Genomic DNA, 22,003 nt, shown 5'->3' with positions numbered 1-22,003 from the left:
TAGGATATTTTTCTTTGCCTAACTGAGAAGTATTGTGGTCTTGCGCCCGGCGACCAGTTCACGCACGAAAACATTCAATATAAGGTCCCGTATACACAATTGTCTATCTTTTCGAGCAAAGATGACAGGTATAAAGATCTTCTTCGCATGATATTTCTTTTTTCGACATTAGTTAACAAAATCGAACTTTACGTACGTCACGAGGCCGCCGGGCACAAGACCACGGCGCTACGCTTGCTTGCTTACTCTCTGCAGTGGAGCTATTATGCTTGAGGACTCCCTTCGTTTGTATTCTCGTCATGATTGTCTCGTGAGAGTCTCTCAATCAGAACATCCATATCTCCATTCGTGTGTATGTCCGCTAAGAGGGACAAGTAATTTCTTATAATAGTCTGTGTTTGGGGATGCTCCGGCCCCAAGGATACTTGAGCACACTCGACTGCATGCAGGAAAAACTGTTCTGCTTCCTCATGTCTCCCCTGTGCTTGATAGAGTAACGCTAGATTATTCAAAATCATCCCGGTCTCAGGATGGGTCCCTCCTAACCGCTTTTCCGCTATCTTTAACGCCCGCTGCAACAGTGGTTCCGCTTCTTCATATCTCCTCTGTGCTTGATAGAGGCTTGCCAAATTATTTAGCCTCGTCCCCGTCTGAGGATGGGTCCCTCCTAACCGCTCTTCTGCTATCTTTAATGCCCGCTGCAACAGTGGTTCCGCTTCTTCATATCTCCTCTGCGCTTGATAGAGGCTTGCCAAATTATTTAGCCTCGTCCCCGTCTGAGGATGGGTCTCTCCCAACTGCTTTTCCGCTATCTCCGACGCTCGTTTATACAATGGCTCCGCTTTCTTATATCTCCCCTGCTCTTGATAGAGTAACGCCAGATTGTTCAGGCTCGTCCCCGTCTGAGGATGGGTCCCACCCAATTGCTTTTCCGCTATCTCCAACGCTCTCTGCAACAGCGGTTCCGCTGCCTTATATCTCCCCTGTGCTCGATAGAGTAACGCCAGATTGTTCAGGCTTGCCCCCGTCTCAGGATGGGTCCCTCCCAACTGCTCCTCTACTATTTTTAATGCTCGCATATATAACAGTTCCGCTTCATCATATCTCCCTTGCGCTTGATAGAGTCCTGCCAGACTATTCAGCCTCGTCCCCGTTTGAGGATGGGTCCCTCCTGACTGCTTTTCCGCTATTTCCAATGCTCGCTGCAACAGTGGTTCCGCTTCCTCATATCTCCCCTGTGCCCGATAAAGTAACGCCAAATTGTTCAAGCTAGTCCCTACCTCAAGATGGGTCTCTCCTGACTGCTTTTCCGCTATTTCCAGCGCTCGCTGCAACAGCGGCTCCGCTTCTCCGTATCTCCCTTGCGTCCGATAGAGAATTGCTAGATTGTTCAGACATGCCCCGGTCTCAGGGGAGGTTCCTCCCGACTGCTTTTCCGCTATTTCCAGCGCTCGCCTATACAATGGCTCCGCTTCCTCATATCTTCCCTGTACCCGATAGAGTTCTGCTAAATTGTTCAGACACGCCCCGGTCTGAGGATGGGTCCCTCCCAACTGCTCTAACGATCTCTCCAACCCTTGTTGCAACAAGGGTTCCGCTTCCTCATATTGAGCACGTTCATACAAATATCGACCTGCTACATCGAGTAATCTCACATATTTAATTTTCTTCTGTCCTAAGAAAGAAATCCACGTTACACATATCAGGGCATGTGGAAGGAGAAGCTCGCACAACGACCATGTCCCATGCTCCCCACTTGGAAAAATGGCATTGACAATCCGCACGGCTCGTTCCATCCAGAGAGGGACCTCTTCTTCAGACATGGCATCGCGGATCACGGTCTGGACAAGTTGATGAATAAAGAGAAGATCATCTTCACGTCGGATGAGCGAGTAGCTCAAGAGCGTTTCAAGCGTCTCTTCAACGGCAAAAGGATCAGTTGCAATGGCACCAAGAGTCGATCCCAGAAGCGACGTTGCCTCCTCTTCCTGTTCGAAAAGGCCCGCAGGGATATTGTCGGGAGCCAGAAATGAGCAGAGGCGTAAGATGTCCGTTGCAGCCTGACCATACTTCGACTGCGCAACCTGTTCAAATGAGAGGGACCACGTCGTTGCCACGGTATCCTTATAAGAGGTAGTATCTTCGGGGAAGCCGCTTTCAGCCAGCAATCGTTGATGGGCTTGCTTGTAAAGGCGTTGGTAACGCTCCAAGCTGCATTGCTTCCGTTCGATATAGCCGCCAGCCTGATCGAGCGCAAGCGGCAAGCCACCAAGCAGGCGAGAAAGACGCATCGCAGGTTCTATCTCTATGGACGGAATCTGCTCAAAGGGCTGATCGATCGCAATCCGCTTTGCACGTTTAAGCAAGAATACGCCGCCGGTCTTGTCGCCCATTGTATCCAAAGAGATGCCTTCGATGGCTCCGCCGACAGCTTGTCGACGAGTGGTCAGTAGGAGGTGACCTTGATTGCCTTGCGGCATATACTCGCGTACCAGTTTCATGTCCTCTACGTTGTCGAGGATCAGGAGCCAGTTGCGCTGGCGCTCAAGCCAGTTCAGGAAGCCTTGCACGACGATATTTTGATCCTGGTCGTGACAGCCAGGAGTATTCATCTCACGCGCCAGCTTCATCACGTCGGAGGAGATAGTCTCGCGTGATCCACTATTGAGCCAGATAATCCGTGCATAGTGGCTCTGATAACGATACGCATACTCAAGGGCGGTCTGTGTCTTGCCGATACCGCCCAGGCCCTTGATCGCCTGCATCAAGGCTGTCTCCTTCCGGCTTTCTAGTGCGGTATGGATCTTTTGCAGGATCTCTTCACGGCCGGCGAATAGGATATTTCGTTGAAAAGGCACGTTCAGCAGAGAGCCACGCATGGGAGGGACCTGCTGACGGGAGACCAGATAATGCAGGTGCTTGACGATATCAGTGTACGCCTCATCGCGCAGTCGCCAGGCGGCAATCGGCCTGGCATCAGCAGGTAGGGCTTGCAGATGAGCGAATGAAGCACTCTGCCAAGCACACTCTCGCACAATGATGGGAATAACGAGCGCATCTTGACGATTACTACGTTGCAGCGCCACGGGCAAGATGGTCTGCATGCACAGATCGTCGGCCAAAAAATCGGCGCTCACGAACAAGAGGATGATGTTCGCGCTATTCAGATGGGTCTCGATCTCGCGTTGTCGATGCTGACCAGCCTCGATCAAGCCATCATACCAGCTGCTGATCATGCCATCGCGCTGGAGCAAGCTCAGATGTTTGCGAAACGCCTCAATATATGACTGATCCTGGCGAGCATAGGCGCAAAATATCTCGTTGCCCGTACCTACAATGCTAATGCTCATACAATATCCTATCCTCTACATGAAAGAATTACCCCATATACTATAGAGACGAGTGAAAATCATGAACGCTCTATTCGTGAGGATATTTCTCCTATTAAAGAGGATATTACGTTAAGAGGTTCTTTACGCTCCGCCAGCGGGTATGCCCCAGGTGACGACGCCGACGACTTGCAGCGGCAAGATGCCATCCGGATGGTACTTTTGAAGGATCGATTTTGCCTGCCGATCGTATTCGTATGAGCGTTGCAGTCCGATGCGCTCGCGAGTAAAACGACTATAAGAATGTTGTCCCTCGACGTAGTCATCAAGCGATTGCTGAAAGAGAACGGGAGCGGTTTCTTGCGTTTTTGCCTGTTGCAAAAAGCCTTCCTCTATGAGAATGCGATGCGCGACAGGTCCCCGATGATTGGTCACGACGGCGTATTGGTCGCGCAGAGCTCTGAGCTCGTCGGACCAGGGCATCGGCAGGGTGCGCCGTGCCACAACGGCGACGAAGCCTCCTGGAGTCAGGATGGAGCGAAAGCGTGGGAAGGCAATCTCCCACTGGGTCCAGTGGATACTCGACCCAGCAGTGACGAGTCCATAGGGAGGATTAAGCTCGACGTCTTCGACTTTGCCGTGGATCCAGCGCAGGTGGGGATGATCTCCGTTGGGCAGCTGCTTGCCCCGCTCGATCATGCTCTGAGAAAGATCGACGGCATCGATGCTCTCGACACGCGAGATGAGCTGACGAGCGATGTCCCCGGAGCCAGTACCAACATCGAGTACGGCCCGTGACTCTCCTGAGATCAGCCCGGTCAATAAATCAAAGACTTCCGGCGGATACGGAGCTCGATAGCGATAAGCATCCACCACCACAGTATCTTGAAAAGCGGCTCCCTGTCGGATGTTGAACTCCTCTGAATTTTCTTGCATGATTGTTGCTCCCCTATCGGATAACGGCATCCAGCCAACAAAATTCATCTCTTTCTAAGAGACGATATTTGTGATGTGAGATACAATAGGGAGGAAGTGAAAAGCATCATCAATTGTCCTACTGCTGGCATCAACGAAGGCATTGTCCCTGCTGCTAGCATCAACGAAGATCAGGAAAAATCACATGCATGACACACACAGTCAAGCGCCCCATGACTGGGAAAATCCACATCTGCTCCAGAGAGGCCGACTCAAGAGCCGCGCCTATTTTATTCCCTTTCAGGCCGAGGAGACCGCTCTGACGTATAAACGCGGGAATGCTGCGGCGTTCCAGCTGCTCAACGGGAGTTGGAGGTTTCAGTACGCGACGACGCCTGCCCTGGCTCCTCAAGATTTTTTTGCGGCGACCTTCGATGTCTCAGGCTGGGATGCGATTACGGTTCCGGGCTGCTGGCAGCTCCAGGGCTATGGACGTCCACAGTATACTAACGTGCAATATCCATTCCCTATCGATCCGCCGTACGTGCCGACTGAGAATCCGACGGGCAGCTATCGACGCAGCTTCTCAATACCGACCAGTTGGAGCGGTCAGCAGGTCAGGCTGCGCTTTGAGGGCGTGGATAGCGCGTTCCAGGTCTGGATCAATGGCATTGAGGTTGGCTACAGTCAGGGGAGTCGCAACGCGTCGGAGTTTGATATCACCCCGATGATCCATGAGGGCAGCAATAGTATCTCGGTGCGTGTCTATCAGTGGTCCGACGGTTCGTATATCGAGGATCAGGACATGTGGTGGCTGAGCGGCATCTTCCGCGATGTCTATCTGCTGGCGCTTCCACCAACTCATCTGGACGACTATTTCGTGCGCACGCTCCTCGATGATCACTATCAGCATGCGACCCTCGATGTGCTGGCGACGCTTGAACAGGCTGCGGATGTCGCTGCCACCGAGTATCATCTATCGCTGCAATTGCTGGATGCCCACAAGCAGCCTCTGCGCGATGTCGATACGCTTTCTAGCTCGGTCGTAACCATACCTGGACAACGGTCAGAGCATCATTTGCAGCTATCCGTCCCCAACGCGCACAAGTGGACAGCAGAAACTCCCTATCTCTATCATCTGCTGCTGACGCTGCGCGATGCCGATGGCAAGATCCTTCAGAGCGTGGCACAACGCGTTGGTATCAGAAGCATCGAGCTGAAGGATGGCAACATCCAGGTCAACGGGAAAGCGATCATGTTCAAAGGAGTCAACCGCCACGAGCACCATCCGGAGCTCGGACGCACGCTCCCATTGAGTTGGATACGCAAAGATCTGCTCCTGATGAAACAGCATAATATCAATGCCATACGTACCTCGCATTATCCCAACGATCCGCGCTTCTACGATCTCTGCGACGAGTACGGCTTCTACGTGATCGACGAGGCCGATCTCGAATGTCATGGCTTCGCACTGGTCGACGAAGCTAACATCAAGCCCGCTCAATGGACCTCCGATAATCCCGAATGGGCGGATGCCTATCTTGACCGCATCGAGCGCATGGTGCAGCGCGATAAGAATCATGCCAGCATCATCCTCTGGTCGCTGGGCAACGAATCGTTCTATGGACGCAATCACGCCGCCATGTATCGCTGGGCCAAAGAATTCGATCCGGGCCGACTCGTCCACTACGAGGCCGACTACGAGGCCGAGACAACCGATGTCTACAGTCGCATGTACTCCACCATCGACTTCATCGAAGACTACATTACAAAGAAAGATCCAGCCAAGCCATTCATCCTCTGCGAATATGCGCACGCCATGGGCAACGGACCAGGCAATCTCCAGGAGTACTGGGATCTGTTCTATGCACATAAGGAGCTACAGGGCGGATTCGTCTGGGAGTGGAACAATCATGGTCTGCGCCATCGGACAGCCAACGGACAGGACTTCTTTGCCTATGGTGGCGACTTCGGTGATCAGCCCAATGACAGCAATTTCGTCATGGATGGTTTATTGCAGTCAGATCACACGCCAACCCCGGGACTCTTCGAATACAAAAAGGTGCTTGAGCCGATCAGAGTACAGGAGATTGATCTCAAGGCGAGGACCATTTCGCTGCTGAACCGCTATGACTTCAGCGATCTCGGTCATCTCACACTCTCCTGGAACGTTGCCGAAGAGGGACAGATCGTCCAATCGGGCACGCTCCCCCTGTCTGAGATCGCAGCCGGAGCAAGTGCCTCCATTGAGATTCCCTACGAGCAGCCGGCAGACTCTTATCACGACTACTGGCTCAACCTCAGCTTCAAACTGGCCTCCGATACATCCTGGGCCAGCAGCGGACACGAAGTCGCCTGGGCACAATTTGAGCTCAAAAGCGCCATCGAGGCACAGCCAGCCAGCCAACCTGATCAGATTCCAGCGTTGCACTGCCAGGAAACAGCCAACCTGATCCACATCGAGGGCAATGATTTCGTCATCGACTTTGATCTCATCCATGGAGAGATCCAGCGCTGGTCGCACAACGGACAATCCTATCTGACGCGAGGACCCAGGCTCGATCTGTGGCGCGCCCCCACCGATAATGATGCTCCTCACTTTGAGCCTGCCTGGCGCAAAGCGGGACTCCACAGCCTTCAGAGTCGCGTCAAAAGGATCACGTGGCAGCAGCAGCCCAAGCATGGAGCGGTCACCATCGTCGTCGAGGCACGCCTGGCACCGCCGGTCCTCGCCTGGGGCATCAACAGCAGTATCAGCTACCATATAGACGGCACCGGCGAGGTCCTCATCGACGTGCACGGCACGCCACATGGAGCGTTTCCCCGCACGCTTCCCCGTATCGGACTTGCTCTGACCCTGCCCGCCGAGTTCGATCAGGTTGAGTGGTACGGACGCGGTCCCGGCGAGTCCTATAGCGACAGCAAGCAAGCGAATCGCGTGGGAGCCTATCGCAAAACCATCGACGAACTTGCCACCGCCTACGAGCGTCCCCAGGAGAACGGCAACCGCACCGATGTGCGCCGGGTTGCCGTGACCACCTCCCGAGGAGTGGGATTGCTGGCCACGGCAACGCCACAACTCAACTTTAGCGCCCATCACTATACAGCCAACGATCTGGAACAGGCCAGGCATCCCTACGAGCTCATCAAGCGCCCGGAGGTCACTCTGCACCTTGACTACGCCCAGCATGGACTCGGGAGTGAGAGCTGCGGCCCAGGCCCACTCCCGCAATATGAGCTCCTTACCCGGGAATTCCAATTCCAGATCAAGCTAAAACCAATACGCTGATTGTCAGCTTGATCGGTTTGTTTAGCCAGCTGGTCCCGCTGGTCCAGTTGCTCCGGTAGCCCCTGTTGGTCCTGCTGGTCCCGCTGGCCCGGTTGCTCCAGTGGCCCCTGTTGCTCCTGTTGGTCCTGCTGGTCCTGCTGGTCCTGCTGGCCCATCCGCTCCGGCTGGCCCGGCTGGTCCCTGGGCTCCTGTGGCCCCTGTTAGCCCGATCGGTCCCTGAGGCCCTGTATCTCCCGTGGCCCCGATCGGTCCCTGGGCTCCTGTGGCTCCTGTTAGCCCAATCGGTCCCTGGGCTCCTGTGGCTCCTGTTGGTCCTGCTGCTCCGTTAGCTCCCGTGGCCCCTGTCAGCCCGATTGGTCCCTGAGGTCCTGTGTCTCCTGTAGCTCCAGCGGCTCCGTTAGCTCCCGTGGCTCCTGTCAGACCAATAGGTCCACGGGCTCCCGTGGCTCCGGCCGGTCCAGTTGGTCCCGCTGGTCCTACTGCCCCTCCTGCCGGTCCTGGAATTCCTTGCGGTCCCATCGGCCCTGGAATTCCCTGCGGCCCTGCTGGCCCTTGCGGCCCCACTGGCCCTCCTGCAGGTCCCTGAACCCCTTGCGGTCCTGCTGGCCCGATTGGTCCTCCCGCAGGCCCCTGAATCCCTTGCGGTCCTGCTGGCCCGATTGGTCCCATCGGCCCTACTGGACCAACCGGTCCCACCGGACCTCCAGCCGCACCCGGAACTCCTTGCGGTCCCATTGGTCCCATTGGTCCCACTGGTCCTGGAATGCCAATCACCACCGGCCGATGGTAGATAGGAGGCCACGGACGCGGCCAAAAAGGCGGTCTATCATTATCTTTATGACAATGCCTATCATTGTTGCAGTGATTTATCAAAGTAATATCACGCACAGAGTTGCGTGCGTGCGCAGAGGCGCCATCCACCAGGCACGCAAAACTTACCAGTAGACCAAACATAAGTGCAACGCAAAACATGCTCATTTTCCGCATAAAAGCTATTTCTCCTTTACAAATAATAGTAAAAACATGAGATAAGCTATTCTCTGTATAGAGAAATACCAAAACCGAGATACTTTATTCCTCTCATAAAAACAGCAATCCTCTACTATTATATTAATACGAGAAAAAAATAGCATGTACCTATACACATTTGAATTTAACGTAGGAAAAAAAAGTACAAGCCCCCATTGGTAACTATATGAAAAGCGTTCATTCATACCGATCAATTGCAAGTGCAATTAAAATGTTATTATAAGCATTTGCTTTAATTTTGACACTGTCTTATTTTTACCATATTACAATTTCGAAAGTCTTCAGTATGGTAAAACAAGCTTTTAAAAGGCACATTAATGAAAGCACTACACATAATTTCAGGCTTGATCGGCACAGCGCTCATACTCATAACAGCATCACTCGCCATAACTGGACCGGCAATGGCAAGGCAGACGCAACATGACATCGCAGCGAAAAGAGCGTCGAGCGGGACCTATGCGGTAACGAAGGACGGAAATCTTGTCTGGTACAAAGACATCGCCAATGATGGCACCGACGCCTGGGCATCCGCCTCAGGACATATCGTCGGCCATGGTGGCTGGAATAAGTTTATAAGAGTCTTTGCCGGCGACGATGGCGTCATCTACGCCATCACCAAAGACGGCAATCTCATCTGGAACAAGGATATTGCCATTGACGGCCACGAAGCCTGGGCGCCCGCTTCAGGACATATCATCGCTCACAGCGGCTGGGACAAGTTCTTGAATGTCTTTGCCGGAGATGGAGGCGTCATCTACGCCATCACCAAGGATGGCAATCTGCTCTGGTATAAGGATATCGCCAATAACGGCGACGAGTCCTGGGCACCAGCTTCAGGACACATTATCGCGCATGGGGGCTGGGATAAATTTATCCGGGTCTTTGCCGGCAGTGGAGGTATCATTTATGCCATTAACAAGGATGGAAGCCTGCTCTGGTATAAGGATAGCTCAAATAATGGAACGGGAGGCTGGACAATTGGCTCGGGATACGCTATCAGTGGTGGCTGGAACAAGTATGCACAGGTATTCGCAGGCAACGCCGGTGTCATTTACGCCATCACCAAAGATGGGAAGCTACTCTGGTACAAGGATATTGCAAACGATGGCACCGCCGCCTGGGCTGCTAACTCCGGACATGTAATTAGCAGCATCAACTGGAGCAAATTCCAGACGGCGATAGCTCTCCATTAGACGTATCAATTTTGGCTTTGGACCTGGTGGAGAATCCATTCCTGGTTGTCCTGATTATCCCCCCTGGTCCATTGCTGGATCATTGCGCCATTACGATGAGACCAATCAGTATCGTCGAGCACCTTCCCGCTCTGCTTATTAATAATATAATAAGTATCGTCGCCGACCGCTTCGAGGCTCCACTGCTGATTGGCTTGTCCATCCTGCCGGGTTGATTGCTGGATCGTCGCACCATCCTCGCTTGAGCCCTCCGTATCATCAAGTACTTTCCCGCTATATTTGTTGACGATATAGTAGTAAGAGATAGTACCGCTTGAAGTACCATCGCTTGAGGCGCTATCGCTGACAGGTTCAAAGCTCCATTGCTGGTTGGTTTGATCTTCCTCCTGCTTCCATTGCTGGATAGTCGTTCCATCGCTCATCGACCAATCGGTATCGTCAAGCACCTTCCCACTGTGTTTATTGGTAACATAATAATCTCCACTGAAATCACTTGCAGATGGGGTCGCGGTAGACGAAGCGTCAACGGTTGGAGTCTCCGTTGGCGATGCTTCCACCGTTGGAGTCTCTGTTGGCGTTTCTTCAATCGTTGGGGTTGATGTGGGAGAGTCTTCAACCGTTGGAGAACCGTCTATCACAAATGCCTTCGAAAGATCTGTAGTCACACTGACAGTATCCGAGTAAGGTTGCCAGGCTTTGGTAAAAGCATAGGCGGGTTCAGAGAGGCCATCACAGGTATCTAAAGACGATTCGCCTCCCCATTGGAAATTGGGGCAACTTGGATTATCGCGCGACACCACCCAGAAAGATAAGGCTCCGACATGGTTTGTCTTTGCAAAGGCCAACACACTCATAGCATCGCTCAAGGTGAAGGTCTCATCGACGGAATCGTTCTTACCGATCATAGGAGTCAGCCCCACCATCCCCCAGAGTTGGGTAGTGGTTTTCTGAGGAAAGATAGTCTTCAACTGGTCTAACAGGCCATTGGCGGCCGAGATGGCAAACTGGCCCATGGGACTATTCGGCGATTCATAATCCATTACCATGAGATTGACCATATTGAAATTCACCCCCTGAGCCACAGCATCCTTCAGCATGTTAATGCTTCCACCTTCCAGGCCTTGAGGGGATGATGGTAATGTGAAGGCGATGGTTAGATCTGGATTCGCCCTCTGCAAGGCCGCCAGAGCGGCATTACGTCGCGTATAGGATGTGGCATCGCCTTCCACGCCGCCTTCCATATCAAAATCGAGATGGGTCAGACTAAGCTTGGTCACGACGGATTGATACTGCGCTTGCAAGCTGCTGGCATCACCACACACCTGAGCCAATTCCTGTCCAGCCGCGCCGCCAAAGGACTGAATCACATCGCCACCCAGAGCCCGCAGAGCCTGGATCTCGCTGAGGGAGGTTAAAGAGCTCGCCTGACAGCCACCACTGCTGGTCACAAAAGCTAGCGTGAAATACTTTTGACCGGTCTTCTGCTCAACCACCTGAAGTGAATCACCTACTCCACCTTCCCAATAAGGAGCAAAATAATGGGCCGGAAACGTGGGAGCAGCATTGGCATTATGAAGGCTCCCCGCCGCCAGACTCAGGCTGGCAAGCACAATACATAAAAGCACAAAGAGGCTACTTATAATAATCATAAGCCGCCGGCTTTTGACAGGCATACACCGTCCTCCTTGAACAAATAATCATCCTTGAATACAGAAAAAAAAGAAAAGAAGAAGAGAAAAGAAATAGACTATTTTCCTTGTATCCATCTTTTACTATCAGACTTCCTTACTTAACTATAAAGCGCAAGAACTCGATAAGTCAACGAGGAAAGAGCACCAGAATCTCAGATACCTTCACAAAATGCTTTTTTTGTGAGCTAGCTCATGCTTTTTTTGTGAACTAATTCACATTTTATTACAAAAAGAGAGCTTATACTATATACGAAACCCCTTATGTTTCTTAGTATTTTTTCCTATCTGTATTCAAGTTCACAAATGCCGTTTCTATTCAAAAAAATCAACATGAGAAAAGGATTTTCAAAATGGTACATCATGATGCCTCAATGTCCAGGATGTCACGCCGAAATGCTCTCGTAACGCTTACCAGTATTGCAGGATTCGCCTTCATTGGATGTAGTAATAGTGACGCAGCTCAAGCAGCTACATTAACCCCAACAGCAAAGCCGGGAACTACTCTGGTCACGTATAAAGGACATACTTCAAGAAGCATCATCTCTGCTATCTGGTCTCCCGATAGCAAGTTAGTTGCATCGAATGAACAAACAGGCGCCGTTCACATCTGGAATGCCGCAACCGGGGCCTTGAAATTTGTGGCGAAAACGACAAGCCTGGTAGGATTATCCTGGTCAGCCAATGGAAAATATATTGCTGGTGCCAACGGCTCGCTCGTTTCCATCTGGAATGCCAGCAATGGTGCACTTATTAAGAGTTATAATGCACAAGCAGACGGGATTATTGCTCTGGCATTTTCTCCTGATAGCACACGCCTTGCCACAAGCTCCTCTGACAAGACCGTCCAGATCTGGCAAGCCACCACAGGTGCGCACATCCTGACCTATAATGGACATAATGTCGCATACGGCACACCTGTCGTTTCCCTCTCCTGGTCTCCTGATGGAAAACAGATCGTATCAAGCAGCAGTCTACGCGGAGGGGGTGCGTCGATGAGTGCATCAAGCGTCAAAGTATGGAATACCACAACGGGCAAGGACACATTCGTCTTCAGCAATACATTATCCGCTGATGCTGTCGCCTGGTCACCCAATGGTACATTGATTGCTTCTCAGGAACATGTCAATAGTACAGAGACACTCCAACTGTGGACTCCTACAACCGGTCACGGTACAGCTACCACGCTCGTCCAAGATGGGACAAGCATCAAAAACATTTCCTGGTCTCCCACGAGCAAGTATGTTGCACTGGCACTTGGTAGTTTTCAAGCCCTCTTGCCCGAATCTCGAGTGGAGGTACGCTCTGCCAGTGGAGGCTCTTTGATTCTGACCTACACAGGTCATCAGCCAAACGTCCGTGACGTTGCCTGGTCCCCTGATGGATCACGGATTGCCTCGTGTGCCGATGATCAGACCGTGCAGGTCTGGCAAGCCCCAGTGTAATCCAATCTGTTCGCAACACATCAGCAACATCCAATTACGGAACAGTGATGGCAGCTTCGGCCTTAAGGCCGAAGTTGCCATCACTGGTTTACATATGTATTTTGTGAGTTACTTCATAGTTATTTTGTGAGATATTTCACAGTTTATTCTAATAATAATTCTTATTCTATAAAAGGAGGCTTGCGTGTGTTTCACACCAGCTTTTTTCTATCTCTATTCTATTTATTAATATCACTTATATTCAAAAAGACCAGCAGAAGAAAAGGATTTTGAAATGGTGCATTCTAATATACCAATACACAAGATGTCGCGCAGAGCTGCTCTTGTGAGTATGACCAGTATTGCAGGATTCGTTGTTATCGGATGTGATGCAAATAATACAAATCAAGGCACTAGCACAAAAAAAACGCCCACTTCACGAGTCACAGCGACACCTACTTCTACGCCCACCACACCTGTCAAATCAACACCTACGTCGACCCCGACCCAGGCAGCACAGCCCGGAACAACCTTAGTTACATATAAAGGACATACCTCACGCGTCATTTCCGCCGCCTGGTCTCCTGACAGCAAACTGATCGCTTCAAATGAACAAATGGGAGCTGTTCACATCTGGGATGCCGCAACTGCCTCTCTGAAATTTGTGGCCAAGAACTCCTCACCAAGTATGATCGGATTATCCTGGTCGGCCAATGGAAAATATATCGCTGGTGCCAGCGGCTCGCTCGTTTCCATCTGGGATGCCAGCAGTGGCACACTCGTCAAGAGTTATAACGCACAGATCCAGGGGATCATTACCCTGGCATTTTCTCCCGACAGCACCCGCCTTGCCACAAGCTCCTCTGACAAGACCGTCCAGATCTGGCAAGCCACCACTGGTGCACACCTCCTTACCTATAATGGACACAAATCAGCAAATAACCTATCGGTCGTTTCCCTCTCCTGGTCACCCGATGGAAGACAGATCGTATCGAGTACCGGTATACGTGGCGGCGGTGCACCATCCAGTATGCCAACGATCAAGGTCTGGGAGACAACCACAGGCAATGACATTTTAGTCTTTAGTACCCAATATCAATCAAATGCTGTCGCCTGGGCATCAAACGGCATGCTGATTGCTTCCGAGCAATATATCAATAATGCCGAGACACTGCAAATGTGGACTCCTACAACTGGTCACGGTACAGCTACCACACTGGTTCAGGATGGAAATGGTATCAAAAACATTTCCTGGTCCCCCACGAGCAAGTATGTTGCACTGGCACTTGGGAGCTATCAAGCCATTTTGCCCGCATCTCGGGTGGAGGTGCGTAACGCCAGCGGAGGCTCTTTGCTTCTGACCTACAAGGGTCATCAACCAAACGTTCAAAATGTTGCCTGGTCACCTGATGGATCACGGATTGCCTCATGTGCCGATGATCGGACTGTGCAGGTCTGGCAAGCCCCGGTGTAATCCTTTTTTTCAACCGTAACGTCGTACGCTCGCATACGACGTTACGGTTGGCGGCTATGCTGCGACCAGACTCCACTCCTGATTTGCCTGTCCGGCCACTTCTGTCCACTGCTGGATCACCGCTCCGTTGGCGGTCGACTGGCTGGTAACATCCAGCACGAGGCCGCTGTAGTTGTTCTGGATGTAGTAGTAGCCACCGCCCGCTGCGACAAGTGCCCATTGCTGATCAGATTGTCCGTTGACTTCGCTCCATTGCTGGATCGCTGTACCGGCGGACGTCGACCAGTTGGTATCGTCGAGGACTTTCCCGCTGTTCTTGTTCATAATGTAGTAGGTGCCAGCACCTGTGGCGATAAAGGTCCATTGCTGGTTGGTCTGGCCACTGACAAGCGTCCACTGCTGAATCCCACCACCGTTGGCGGTCGACTGATTCGTGACGTCGAGAACTTTCCCGCTGTTCTTGTTCACTATGTTGTAGGCTGTACCCGCGACCGGGACTGTGCCTGTGCCTGAGGTCGGCGTCGGGGTTGGAGTTGTCGTAGTGCTGCTGGTAAAGCTTTTCCAGCTATTGGTGAAGGCATACGATGCCTGAGAAAGTCCATCGCAGGTATCGCGATCATCAGTTGCGCCGGGACAAGAGCCGTTATCGCGTGAGACAGCCCAGAAAGATAACTCACCGATCTGGTTCGCTTTGGCAAACGAGAGGACCTGTGCACCATCGCTGGTCGTAAAGATCTCGCCAACGTTATCGCTCTGACCAATCAAGGTCGTGATGCCGATCATGCCCCACAGTTGGCTGGATGTCTTCGAGGGATAGATCGCCTGCAATTGTTTGTAGAATGCATTGGCACCACTGACGGTCTCATTTCCGACTGTTTGGTTGGAAGCGCCGAAGTCCATCGTCATCAAGTTCACGATATTGAAGTTGACGCCTTTGGAGATCGCATCTTTCAACAGGTTTGTACTGCCACCTTCGAGACCATCGGTCCCCGACGGCAACGTAAATGAGATGGTCAGACCCGGATTCGCCTGCTGCAGTGCAGCCAGAGCAGTGTTACGACGGGTGTACGTGGTTGTATCGCTCTCTTCCCCGCCTTCGATGTCAAAGTCGAGATGAGTCAGACCAAGCTTGTTCACTACCGCTTGATACTGCGCTTGCAAGCTGCTGGCTGTCGTGCAGGTTTGTGCCAACTCCTTGCCAGCCGCTCCTCCGAATGACTGGATGACATCACCACCAACACTACGAATAAAGGCAATGTCACTGGTTGGCTGCGGATAGCTGGCCTGACAGGATGATCCATTCGCAATCGCAAAGGCCAGCGTAAAATACTTTTGACCGGTTGTCTGCTCTACCGTTTGTAGGGAATCACCTTCGCCAATTTCAGCATACGGGGCAAAATAATGAGCAGGAAGCGTGGATGCAGCGTTCGCATCGTACGGGTTCCCAAAGAATGAGGTTACGCCTGCTACCACAATGCTTACAAGCACTAATAGACAGAGCGTTGCGAAAATCAATCTGCGACGATTTGTTTTCATACAACCTTCTTTCATGAAAGTTAGATGCCGGCTCTGGAAAAAAATATCAGTCCCCAACATCTCCATTTTCACCATGAGTCTCGCTATACCCGCCAGAAGACAAAAGAAAGTATGTACTTTTCTATGCCTTTATGTATCAATATAAGACTCTATAGATAACTATAATTGGTCTTACCTATAGATGTCAAGATGTATATACCATTTTAGGCAGGAATATTTACTAACTCATCATCGGAGGAAAACTCCGGGCCGTAGCAGGCCTGCAAAAACATCCAGGTATCCTCACCCCAATTGATCCCGCCACCATTGCTGCTTCTTGAGGTCTTTGCTGATGCGATAGAGATCAATACAATCCATGTAACGTTTGAACCAGGCATCAGTTGCCATGTGGAGTAGCCGCGCAGGAGCCTGCACGGCCACATCGTTCAATGACGCGAGCGCACGACGCTGCTTTTGTCAGGCAGTCTGTTCTGGTTCATCGACGGCGGAGGTGATCTCGATGATGGCTTCTATGTCGGCCTCTTTGAGGTTCAATGGCTCTTGTGTCTCTGTAACTTCAACCAGGATGAGAGCATCATAGCCCTCAGGTCGTGGGCTCATCTGGAATTGGACAATCCTGACCGCAGTCAGGTTGGGATATCCTGGAACAGGCTTCCCAATTAAATCATTGGCACTTGCCGCAACCTCGGTCGTGGTAGCACCGCGCTCAATACCTACAAGTCGAGTCTCCAAATTCTATCTCCTCTCATATCTCATCAATCAGTGGTCGTATTTAGAACACGTTGACAACTAATGGATAGATCCGAATTTGATTTCCGTCTCATAGAGCAGTAAAAGGTCAAGCGAAGCGAGGACACGGATGCGGGGAACCCTGTATAAAGTATTGCAATTCTCTTATCACTCAGGTATTCTAAGAAAAATGTGCAAAGACACATCACAGGCAGAAAAGGTTCCTGGCCAAAAGGAGAACGGTATGGAAACGATTCGAGCAGCTCAAATGGAGGATGCCACAGGTATCGCTCGTATCCATGTTGACAGCTGGCGTACGACATATGCGGGAATCTTTCCCGCAGAATTGCTAGCCAATCTCTCATATGAACGGCGTGAACCGGTCTGGCAGCAGGTGCTAAACGATCCAACACAAATCACCTTTGTGGCTAAAGATGAAGCTGGCAAGATGGTTGGATTCATCAATGGAGGTCCCGAACGAGAAGGAGACGCCGCTGCCAGAGGTGAGCTCTATGCGATCTATTTACTCCAAGAAGTGCAGCACCACGGGTTGGGACGCCGTCTGGTGAGGGAACTCGCAGGACAATTAGCGGAGCGCCATTTTTCGTCGATGATGCTCTGGGTCCTGGCCAGCAATCCCGCGTGTCGCTTTTACGCAGCACTTGGCGGACAGGTCATCAAGCAAAAGCAGGATCGGATTGGTGGAGTGGCCTACGAAGAGTTGGCTTATGGATGGGCAGATCTTTCCTCATTAATGCATTTATAATATAAATATCCTTTACGGTTTTGCGAGGAGCGAATGTCGATGTTATATATCGGTTGCCCGATGTGGGGTTATAAAGAGTGGGTCGGAGACTTTTTTCCAGCGCGTACGCCTGCGAACGATTTCTTACACCTCTACAGCCAGATACTCAATACGGTGGAAGGCAATACGATTTTCTACGCTTTACCCTCCGTCGATACAGTACTGCGCTGGGCTCAGGAGACTCCTGCGACATTTCGCTTCTGCCCCAAAGTCTCGCGTAGCATCAGCCATGAGGGTGATCTTTCCCAGATGAAAAGACAGACAGCCGCTTATATCGAGCGCATGCGCTACTTCGGCGAGCGCCTGGGAACAATCTTCTTACAACTCCCACCGACATTCGCGCCCGCCCAGAGCGATCAGCTCACCGCCTTTTTAGAAGCCTGGCCGCAGGATCTCCAACTGGCGGTCGAGGTACGCCATCCCGATTTTTATCAGGAGCCACACGCAGGCATGCTGAAACGTCTGTTACAACAGCATCATGCCGCCCGTGTGATCATGGATACGCGTCCCATCCAGACCGGCTCGCTCAAAGAGCAAAAAGAGCTTCAGGCCCGTGAGCGCAAACCGCATCTGCCGGTCCAGATCATGACCACCGCCGACTTCGTCTTCGTGCGCTATATCGGCCATCCCCAGATGGATGTCAATGCTCCCTTCCTCGATCAATGGGCCAAACAGATCGCTCGCTGGTATCAGCAAGGCATCACCGTCTACGCCTTCTGCCACTGTCCCTATGAGAAGCACTCGCCGACCATCTGCCGTGAATTATCGCAGCGCATCCATCATCTCATTCCGGCCATACCCGCCATATCTGCTCCTATCAATGATGATCAAGATCCCGAACCTGAGCAGATGCGCCTCTTCTAGCAGTCACTAGCGCCTCCTTTTGCACATTGATGATAGTAATCAAAATGGCTACATTTCAACTACATTAATATTTCCTAATGATTGCTTAATATCTTGGTACCTGCTGGTCTTTCGTGTATAATAAAATCTTCAGATATAAGTAGTGCAGCCTATTAAAGCAAAAAATTGATGTGATCCAGTAAATCTCAAACATCTTATAAGGCAAAAGAAAGTAGCACATTCTCATACAATCAGTTTATGCTTCGGGTCAGGTAGAGAGGGGAAATTTTTGATGCTAACACAAGAAGAGCGCATTAACACATTAGAAAAGGATGTCGCATGGCTACAGAAAAGGTTTGATAGCATAGACATTCAGCATTTAAACCACGATACGACGATGCTTCTCGGCCTGGTATACAAACAGCAACCAGAAATTAGCGAAATAAAAAAAATTCTTACGACACATGGTCAACAGATCCAAAGACTTGAGGCTAAGTCGGACGAACACACCGCCATTCTCGACAAACACACTGCCACTCTCGCTGAACACACTGCCACTCTCGCTGAACACACTGCCATTCTCGCTAAACATACCGCCATTCTCGACAAACATACCGCCATTCTCAACAAACATACCGCCATTCTCGACAAACATACGGAGATGCTTAATGAAAACACAAAACTGCTGACACAAATTCTTGCGCTTATAGCCAAACCGTCCAGGGCATGAAGTCACAGAAGATCAGATATGAGGATACGTCTCGCTTTTAAAGCGAGGCGTATCCCGGATCAGCCTACCACGTCTCGAGATGAAAAAAGTCAGTGCGAGACTTCCGTCCACGTTTCAACGATCCCGAACGCACGTCTGGCGCTGGATGTCCGATGGGAATGACTCCTACCGGTATAACTTCTTCAGGGATATTGAGCATTTTACGCAATTGGGTGTATCCTTCTTTATCCATGCCAGCAAAGCCTGCGGCGAGTCCTTCGTTGACGGCAGCAAGCAACAAGGCCATCACGGAGCAGCCAATGTCCATGTACCAATACGGAATCGGCCATTCGATCTCGTTACCGTCATCATTGACCTTATCAGCCTGCTGATAGCGATGGTGATAGGCGGCTTCGCTCACACAGGCAACGGCCAGCACAGGCGCACGCGAGACAAAGGGATCGGCATATGCCTGCTCATGACAAAGCTTGCCAATCTCGATTTTCACCTCTGGCTTCGTGACGACAATAAATGATTGTCCCTGAGTATAGCCTGCGCTTGGCGCTCTCTGTGCTATATCCATCAGGCGTTCAATCACCTCAAACGCGACTGGCTCATCAGTAAAGTTACGCACCATACGGCGTTTCTTCATCACCTCAACGAAATCCATATGCTTCGATTCTCCTCCGAGTAGAGTATGCATTACCATGTCATCAATTTAACTCAATCTAAATGAGCGGGAAGGATATCTATATTGTATTATAATGTCATATGGCATTCATAAGGGGTGAATTTTGAGTTCTACAAAAACTGGCATGGAGATCATCGACGACGGCGTTACAATTATTTTGCGACGCTGCTGGAAAGAAGATTTTCTTCTTGAGCCTACCATTCTGGTCAGCGATCGTGATCGAAACCAGGTGCTGCGTTGCCGTGTCCAGAGCCAGGGAACGCTTCCGGACAGTGTTATCGTGAAATGGATCAAAGATCCTCACGATACCATCCGTGGCTTGAACGATTGGACCAGTCTGGCGTTTCTTTCTCGCATTGCCGGCAGCGATGCAGTTGTCCCGCATCTGTTTGGAGGCGATACAGGACAGCGGCTTTTTGTGATGGAAGATCTGGGAGATGAGGGAAATATCGAGCACATCTTACAGGGACATGATGCTGCATTGGTATTGACCATGTTCCGCATGCTGGCCCGTCAAATGGGGACACTCCACGCACTCACCATGGGCAATGAGGAGCTGTTTCAACGCACCTGTAAGGACCTCTCACTTGCAACGACTCCTGTGCGCTTTCAAGAAGCAAAAAAATGGTTGGTGGACAGCCAAAAAGTCGAGCTTTGGTGTCGGGCATTGGAATATGTCCCAGCCGCTGGCTTTGAACAGGCATGCGAGCACATTGCCAGGACGTTCGCTTATCCAGGCGACTTTCTGGCCTTTACACATGGAGATCCAGCCCCCACCAATAACCAACTCAGCAAAGGGAAGATCTATCTGCTCGATTTTGAATACGCGGGCTTTCGTCATGCTCTCTACGACCTGACTGGATGGAATATTCTTTGTCCACTCCCCAGGTCCTGCGTCCGTCTGATGAGCAATGATCTGCGTGCCGTCCTGGCGTCCGCCTGCCCGACAGTAGAAAGCGATGAGGTCTATCAATCCGCCTGGGCAAGCATGTGCACCTATCGAGCCATGGCTCTGCTTTCCTGGATGCCTCTAGATTTGTTGCAACACAATATGCCCTGGGTCGATGCATGGAGCAGGCGCGAGGCAGTGATAGTTGGTCTGAGTAGATGGGAGGAAGCTACACGTGAAATCAAAGGGTTCGAGATATTCTCAAATGTTGCCGCCCAATTGCTCAAACGCTGCCAGACGCTCTGGCCGGATATCACCGGAGAAAATATTCCCTCATGGGCCGCATTTAAGGAGAAAATATGAAGGTACTGCGTCCGTCGGTGATGGCTGCGCGCGAGTGGTTTAAGGAGCGCGATCCAAAGCAGTGGAGGCTCACACGCCAGCAAATCCTGGTACGCGATAAGTATACCTGTGTCTATTGCGAGCATACGAGCCGCAAGTTTATGCAGGTCAATCATATTGGGGCAGAGGATGATCATAGTGCCGAAAATCTCGAGACCGTCTGTCCCGCCTGTCATAGCGTCATGCATCTAGGCATCAACGTCCTGCAAGGAGTCATCACGCTCTTTGAGTGCAAGAAAAGCCTCACCGACATGTCCGCTATCGTGAGCTCAACGCGTACGCTGGTCAAGGAGGGCTGGCCACTGGAGGATATCGAGGTCTCTATCTTTGGGACGTTTCGACGCTCCGGCGGCAGTATGTACGATAGAGATCGCTCTCTGACCTACGCGAACGCATTGGTGACATCGATCCAGCCTCCCGACTATCGCGCCTATCTCCCTGAGGGTCTGGGCGTGATTTTCCATGAGGAAGGCCCATGGAAAGGGTTCCCCGAGCGGGTCTGGAAATGGCAATGTCTGACAAAATAATATCGGATAAAAACCATGATGCTCTGCAAGAATATGAGCATTGCAGAAAAAAGGACTACTTTTATGCTCTCCTCAACTTCGCAGAAGCACCATGATCAGACTCTTTCTGACAACCAGAGGACGTGGAACAACTTACTCTGGCTGATTAATAAATCTGGACTGATACCAATGTCGATACACTTATTCTATAACAGAGGCCTGAAACAATAGGGTAACCACTACCATCACTGGTATACGCCTCTCCTGAATAGACGCCACCACATATTATGTTAATGTTAGGAATGGTCGCAGGGGCGTACCCGGAATCGGCAAAACAGTATTCATTACCATTCGTGGTAAAAAAATCAACTGTATTATTCGTACAGTTGGCAGAGTAGATAGCAGGGCTGGCAATACTATGTGAAGATGCTGGCGCTGCAAAGGCAGAGGAATTAGCTCCTCCAAAAAAGATGCCGAAAGCTGCCAACAAGGTGAGAGTCAAAGCTACGCGCAAGAACAAACTTTTCAAAGTATTTCTCCTTTTATATCCTA

The 22,003-nt window shown here is 51.1% G+C and carries 17 protein-coding genes; 9 read left to right on the top strand and 8 right to left on the bottom strand.

Going from position 1 to position 22,003, the window contains the following annotated elements; all coding sequences use genetic code 11:
• Positions 1 to 263: 263 nt before the first annotated feature.
• Together fxsT and AC27N8_RS33015 are read right to left on the bottom strand one after the other, a co-directional pair.
• Entirely contained in the window at positions 264 to 3,350 is a 3,087-nt protein-coding gene (fxsT, locus tag AC27N8_RS33020; RefSeq protein WP_487073558.1) for an FxSxx-COOH system tetratricopeptide repeat protein, read from the bottom strand.
• Between the two features lie 123 nt (positions 3,351 to 3,473).
• Complete coding sequence (locus AC27N8_RS33015) at positions 3,474 to 4,265, bottom strand: methyltransferase domain-containing protein (RefSeq protein ID WP_487073556.1); 792 nt, start codon at positions 4,263 to 4,265, stop codon at positions 3,474 to 3,476.
• Between the two features lie 184 nt (positions 4,266 to 4,449).
• On the opposite strand from AC27N8_RS33015, the gene lacZ reads away from it, so the two are divergent.
• Positions 4,450 to 7,533, top strand: coding sequence for a beta-galactosidase, LacZ type (lacZ, locus tag AC27N8_RS33010; protein WP_487073554.1), 3,084 nt, complete (start codon positions 4,450 to 4,452; stop codon positions 7,531 to 7,533).
• Between the two features lie 21 nt (positions 7,534 to 7,554).
• Here the strand turns inward: lacZ and AC27N8_RS33005 are convergent, their stop codons facing one another.
• Positions 7,555 to 8,520, bottom strand: a complete 966-nt coding sequence (locus AC27N8_RS33005; RefSeq protein WP_487073552.1) for a collagen-like domain-containing protein — start codon at positions 8,518 to 8,520, stop codon at positions 7,555 to 7,557.
• Positions 8,521 to 8,879: 359 nt separating this feature from the next.
• On the opposite strand from AC27N8_RS33005, the gene AC27N8_RS33000 reads away from it, so the two are divergent.
• Positions 8,880 to 9,755, top strand: a complete 876-nt coding sequence (locus AC27N8_RS33000) for a tachylectin-related carbohydrate-binding protein (RefSeq protein ID WP_487073550.1) — start codon at positions 8,880 to 8,882, stop codon at positions 9,753 to 9,755.
• 5 nt (positions 9,756 to 9,760) lie between these two features.
• On the opposite strand, the gene AC27N8_RS32995 is transcribed toward AC27N8_RS33000, so the two are convergent.
• A complete protein-coding gene (locus AC27N8_RS32995) occupies positions 9,761 to 11,428 on the bottom strand; it encodes an RICIN domain-containing protein (protein WP_487073548.1) in 1,668 nt (555 codons plus the stop codon).
• Between the two features lie 368 nt (positions 11,429 to 11,796).
• On the opposite strand from AC27N8_RS32995, the gene AC27N8_RS32990 reads away from it, so the two are divergent.
• Together AC27N8_RS32990 and AC27N8_RS32985 are read left to right on the top strand one after the other, a co-directional pair.
• On the top strand, positions 11,797 to 12,888 hold the full coding sequence (locus AC27N8_RS32990) for a WD40 repeat domain-containing protein (protein ID WP_487073546.1): 1,092 nt from the start codon (positions 11,797 to 11,799) through the stop codon (positions 12,886 to 12,888).
• 274 nt (positions 12,889 to 13,162) lie between these two features.
• The gene (locus AC27N8_RS32985; RefSeq protein ID WP_487073544.1) at positions 13,163 to 14,341 is read left to right on the top strand and encodes a WD40 repeat domain-containing protein; all 1,179 of its coding nucleotides are present in this window, start codon (positions 13,163 to 13,165) and stop codon (positions 14,339 to 14,341) included.
• A 54-nt stretch (positions 14,342 to 14,395) separates the two neighbouring features.
• On the opposite strand, the gene AC27N8_RS32980 is transcribed toward AC27N8_RS32985, so the two are convergent.
• Entirely contained in the window at positions 14,396 to 15,877 is a 1,482-nt protein-coding gene (locus AC27N8_RS32980; RefSeq protein ID WP_487073542.1) for an RICIN domain-containing protein, read from the bottom strand.
• A 456-nt stretch (positions 15,878 to 16,333) separates the two neighbouring features.
• Positions 16,334 to 16,609, bottom strand: a complete 276-nt coding sequence (locus AC27N8_RS32975; RefSeq protein ID WP_487073540.1) for a hypothetical protein — start codon at positions 16,607 to 16,609, stop codon at positions 16,334 to 16,336.
• Positions 16,610 to 16,850: 241 nt separating this feature from the next.
• Here AC27N8_RS32975 and AC27N8_RS32970 point away from each other — a divergent pair, with 241 nt between their 5' ends.
• The 3 genes from AC27N8_RS32970 (at position 16,851) to AC27N8_RS32960 (ending at position 18,984) form a co-directional block, all read left to right on the top strand.
• Positions 16,851 to 17,372, top strand: coding sequence for a GNAT family N-acetyltransferase (locus tag AC27N8_RS32970; protein ID WP_487073538.1), 522 nt, complete (start codon positions 16,851 to 16,853; stop codon positions 17,370 to 17,372).
• 39 nt (positions 17,373 to 17,411) lie between these two features.
• On the top strand, positions 17,412 to 18,275 hold the full coding sequence (locus AC27N8_RS32965; protein WP_487073536.1) for a DUF72 domain-containing protein: 864 nt from the start codon (positions 17,412 to 17,414) through the stop codon (positions 18,273 to 18,275).
• A 271-nt stretch (positions 18,276 to 18,546) separates the two neighbouring features.
• Complete coding sequence (locus tag AC27N8_RS32960) at positions 18,547 to 18,984, top strand: hypothetical protein (RefSeq protein WP_487073534.1); 438 nt, start codon at positions 18,547 to 18,549, stop codon at positions 18,982 to 18,984.
• Between the two features lie 64 nt (positions 18,985 to 19,048).
• On the opposite strand, the gene AC27N8_RS32955 is transcribed toward AC27N8_RS32960, so the two are convergent.
• Positions 19,049 to 19,633, bottom strand: a complete 585-nt coding sequence (locus tag AC27N8_RS32955; RefSeq protein ID WP_487073532.1) for a nitroreductase family protein — start codon at positions 19,631 to 19,633, stop codon at positions 19,049 to 19,051.
• Positions 19,634 to 19,757: 124 nt separating this feature from the next.
• Here AC27N8_RS32955 and AC27N8_RS32950 point away from each other — a divergent pair, with 124 nt between their 5' ends.
• Positions 19,758 to 20,906, top strand: a complete 1,149-nt coding sequence (locus AC27N8_RS32950; RefSeq protein ID WP_487073530.1) for a phosphotransferase family protein — start codon at positions 19,758 to 19,760, stop codon at positions 20,904 to 20,906.
• On the top strand, positions 20,903 to 21,472 hold the full coding sequence (locus AC27N8_RS32945; protein ID WP_487073528.1) for an HNH endonuclease: 570 nt from the start codon (positions 20,903 to 20,905) through the stop codon (positions 21,470 to 21,472). Before AC27N8_RS32950 ends, AC27N8_RS32945 begins: the two co-directional genes overlap by 4 nt.
• 145 nt (positions 21,473 to 21,617) lie before the next feature.
• Here the strand turns inward: AC27N8_RS32945 and AC27N8_RS32940 are convergent, their stop codons facing one another.
• Positions 21,618 to 21,980: a hypothetical protein gene (locus tag AC27N8_RS32940; RefSeq protein ID WP_487073526.1), complete on the bottom strand. Its 363-nt coding sequence runs from the start codon at positions 21,978 to 21,980 to the stop codon at positions 21,618 to 21,620.
• Between the last annotated feature and the right edge of the window lie 23 nt (positions 21,981 to 22,003).

The organism is Dictyobacter sp. Z7_2 (genome assembly GCF_057551105.1).
Note: the sequence above shows the minus strand (reverse complement) of the source record. Positions and strands in the feature narration are given on the sequence as shown.

Excerpts from the sequence above, each read along its gene's own strand:
- AC27N8_RS32960 (WP_487073534.1), top strand. The coding sequence starts at position 18,547 with ATGCTAACACAAGAAGAGCGCATTAACACATTAGAAAAGGATGTCGCA.
- AC27N8_RS32985 (WP_487073544.1), top strand. The coding sequence starts at position 13,163 with ATGGTGCATTCTAATATACCAATACACAAGATGTCGCGCAGAGCTGCT.
- AC27N8_RS33015 (WP_487073556.1), bottom strand. The coding sequence starts at position 4,265 with ATGCAAGAAAATTCAGAGGAGTTCAACATCCGACAGGGAGCCGCTTTT.
- AC27N8_RS32980 (WP_487073542.1), bottom strand. The coding sequence starts at position 15,877 with ATGAAAACAAATCGTCGCAGATTGATTTTCGCAACGCTCTGTCTATTA.
- AC27N8_RS32955 (WP_487073532.1), bottom strand. The coding sequence starts at position 19,633 with ATGGATTTCGTTGAGGTGATGAAGAAACGCCGTATGGTGCGTAACTTT.
- AC27N8_RS33000 (WP_487073550.1), top strand. The coding sequence starts at position 8,880 with ATGAAAGCACTACACATAATTTCAGGCTTGATCGGCACAGCGCTCATA.
- AC27N8_RS32945 (WP_487073528.1), top strand. The coding sequence starts at position 20,903 with ATGAAGGTACTGCGTCCGTCGGTGATGGCTGCGCGCGAGTGGTTTAAG.
- AC27N8_RS32965 (WP_487073536.1), top strand. The coding sequence starts at position 17,412 with ATGTTATATATCGGTTGCCCGATGTGGGGTTATAAAGAGTGGGTCGGA.
- AC27N8_RS32995 (WP_487073548.1), bottom strand. The coding sequence starts at position 11,428 with ATGCCTGTCAAAAGCCGGCGGCTTATGATTATTATAAGTAGCCTCTTT.
- AC27N8_RS32990 (WP_487073546.1), top strand. The coding sequence starts at position 11,797 with ATGGTACATCATGATGCCTCAATGTCCAGGATGTCACGCCGAAATGCT.
- AC27N8_RS33005 (WP_487073552.1), bottom strand. The coding sequence starts at position 8,520 with ATGCGGAAAATGAGCATGTTTTGCGTTGCACTTATGTTTGGTCTACTG.
- fxsT (WP_487073558.1), bottom strand. The coding sequence starts at position 3,350 with ATGAGCATTAGCATTGTAGGTACGGGCAACGAGATATTTTGCGCCTAT.
- lacZ (WP_487073554.1), top strand. The coding sequence starts at position 4,450 with ATGCATGACACACACAGTCAAGCGCCCCATGACTGGGAAAATCCACAT.
- AC27N8_RS32970 (WP_487073538.1), top strand. The coding sequence starts at position 16,851 with ATGGAAACGATTCGAGCAGCTCAAATGGAGGATGCCACAGGTATCGCT.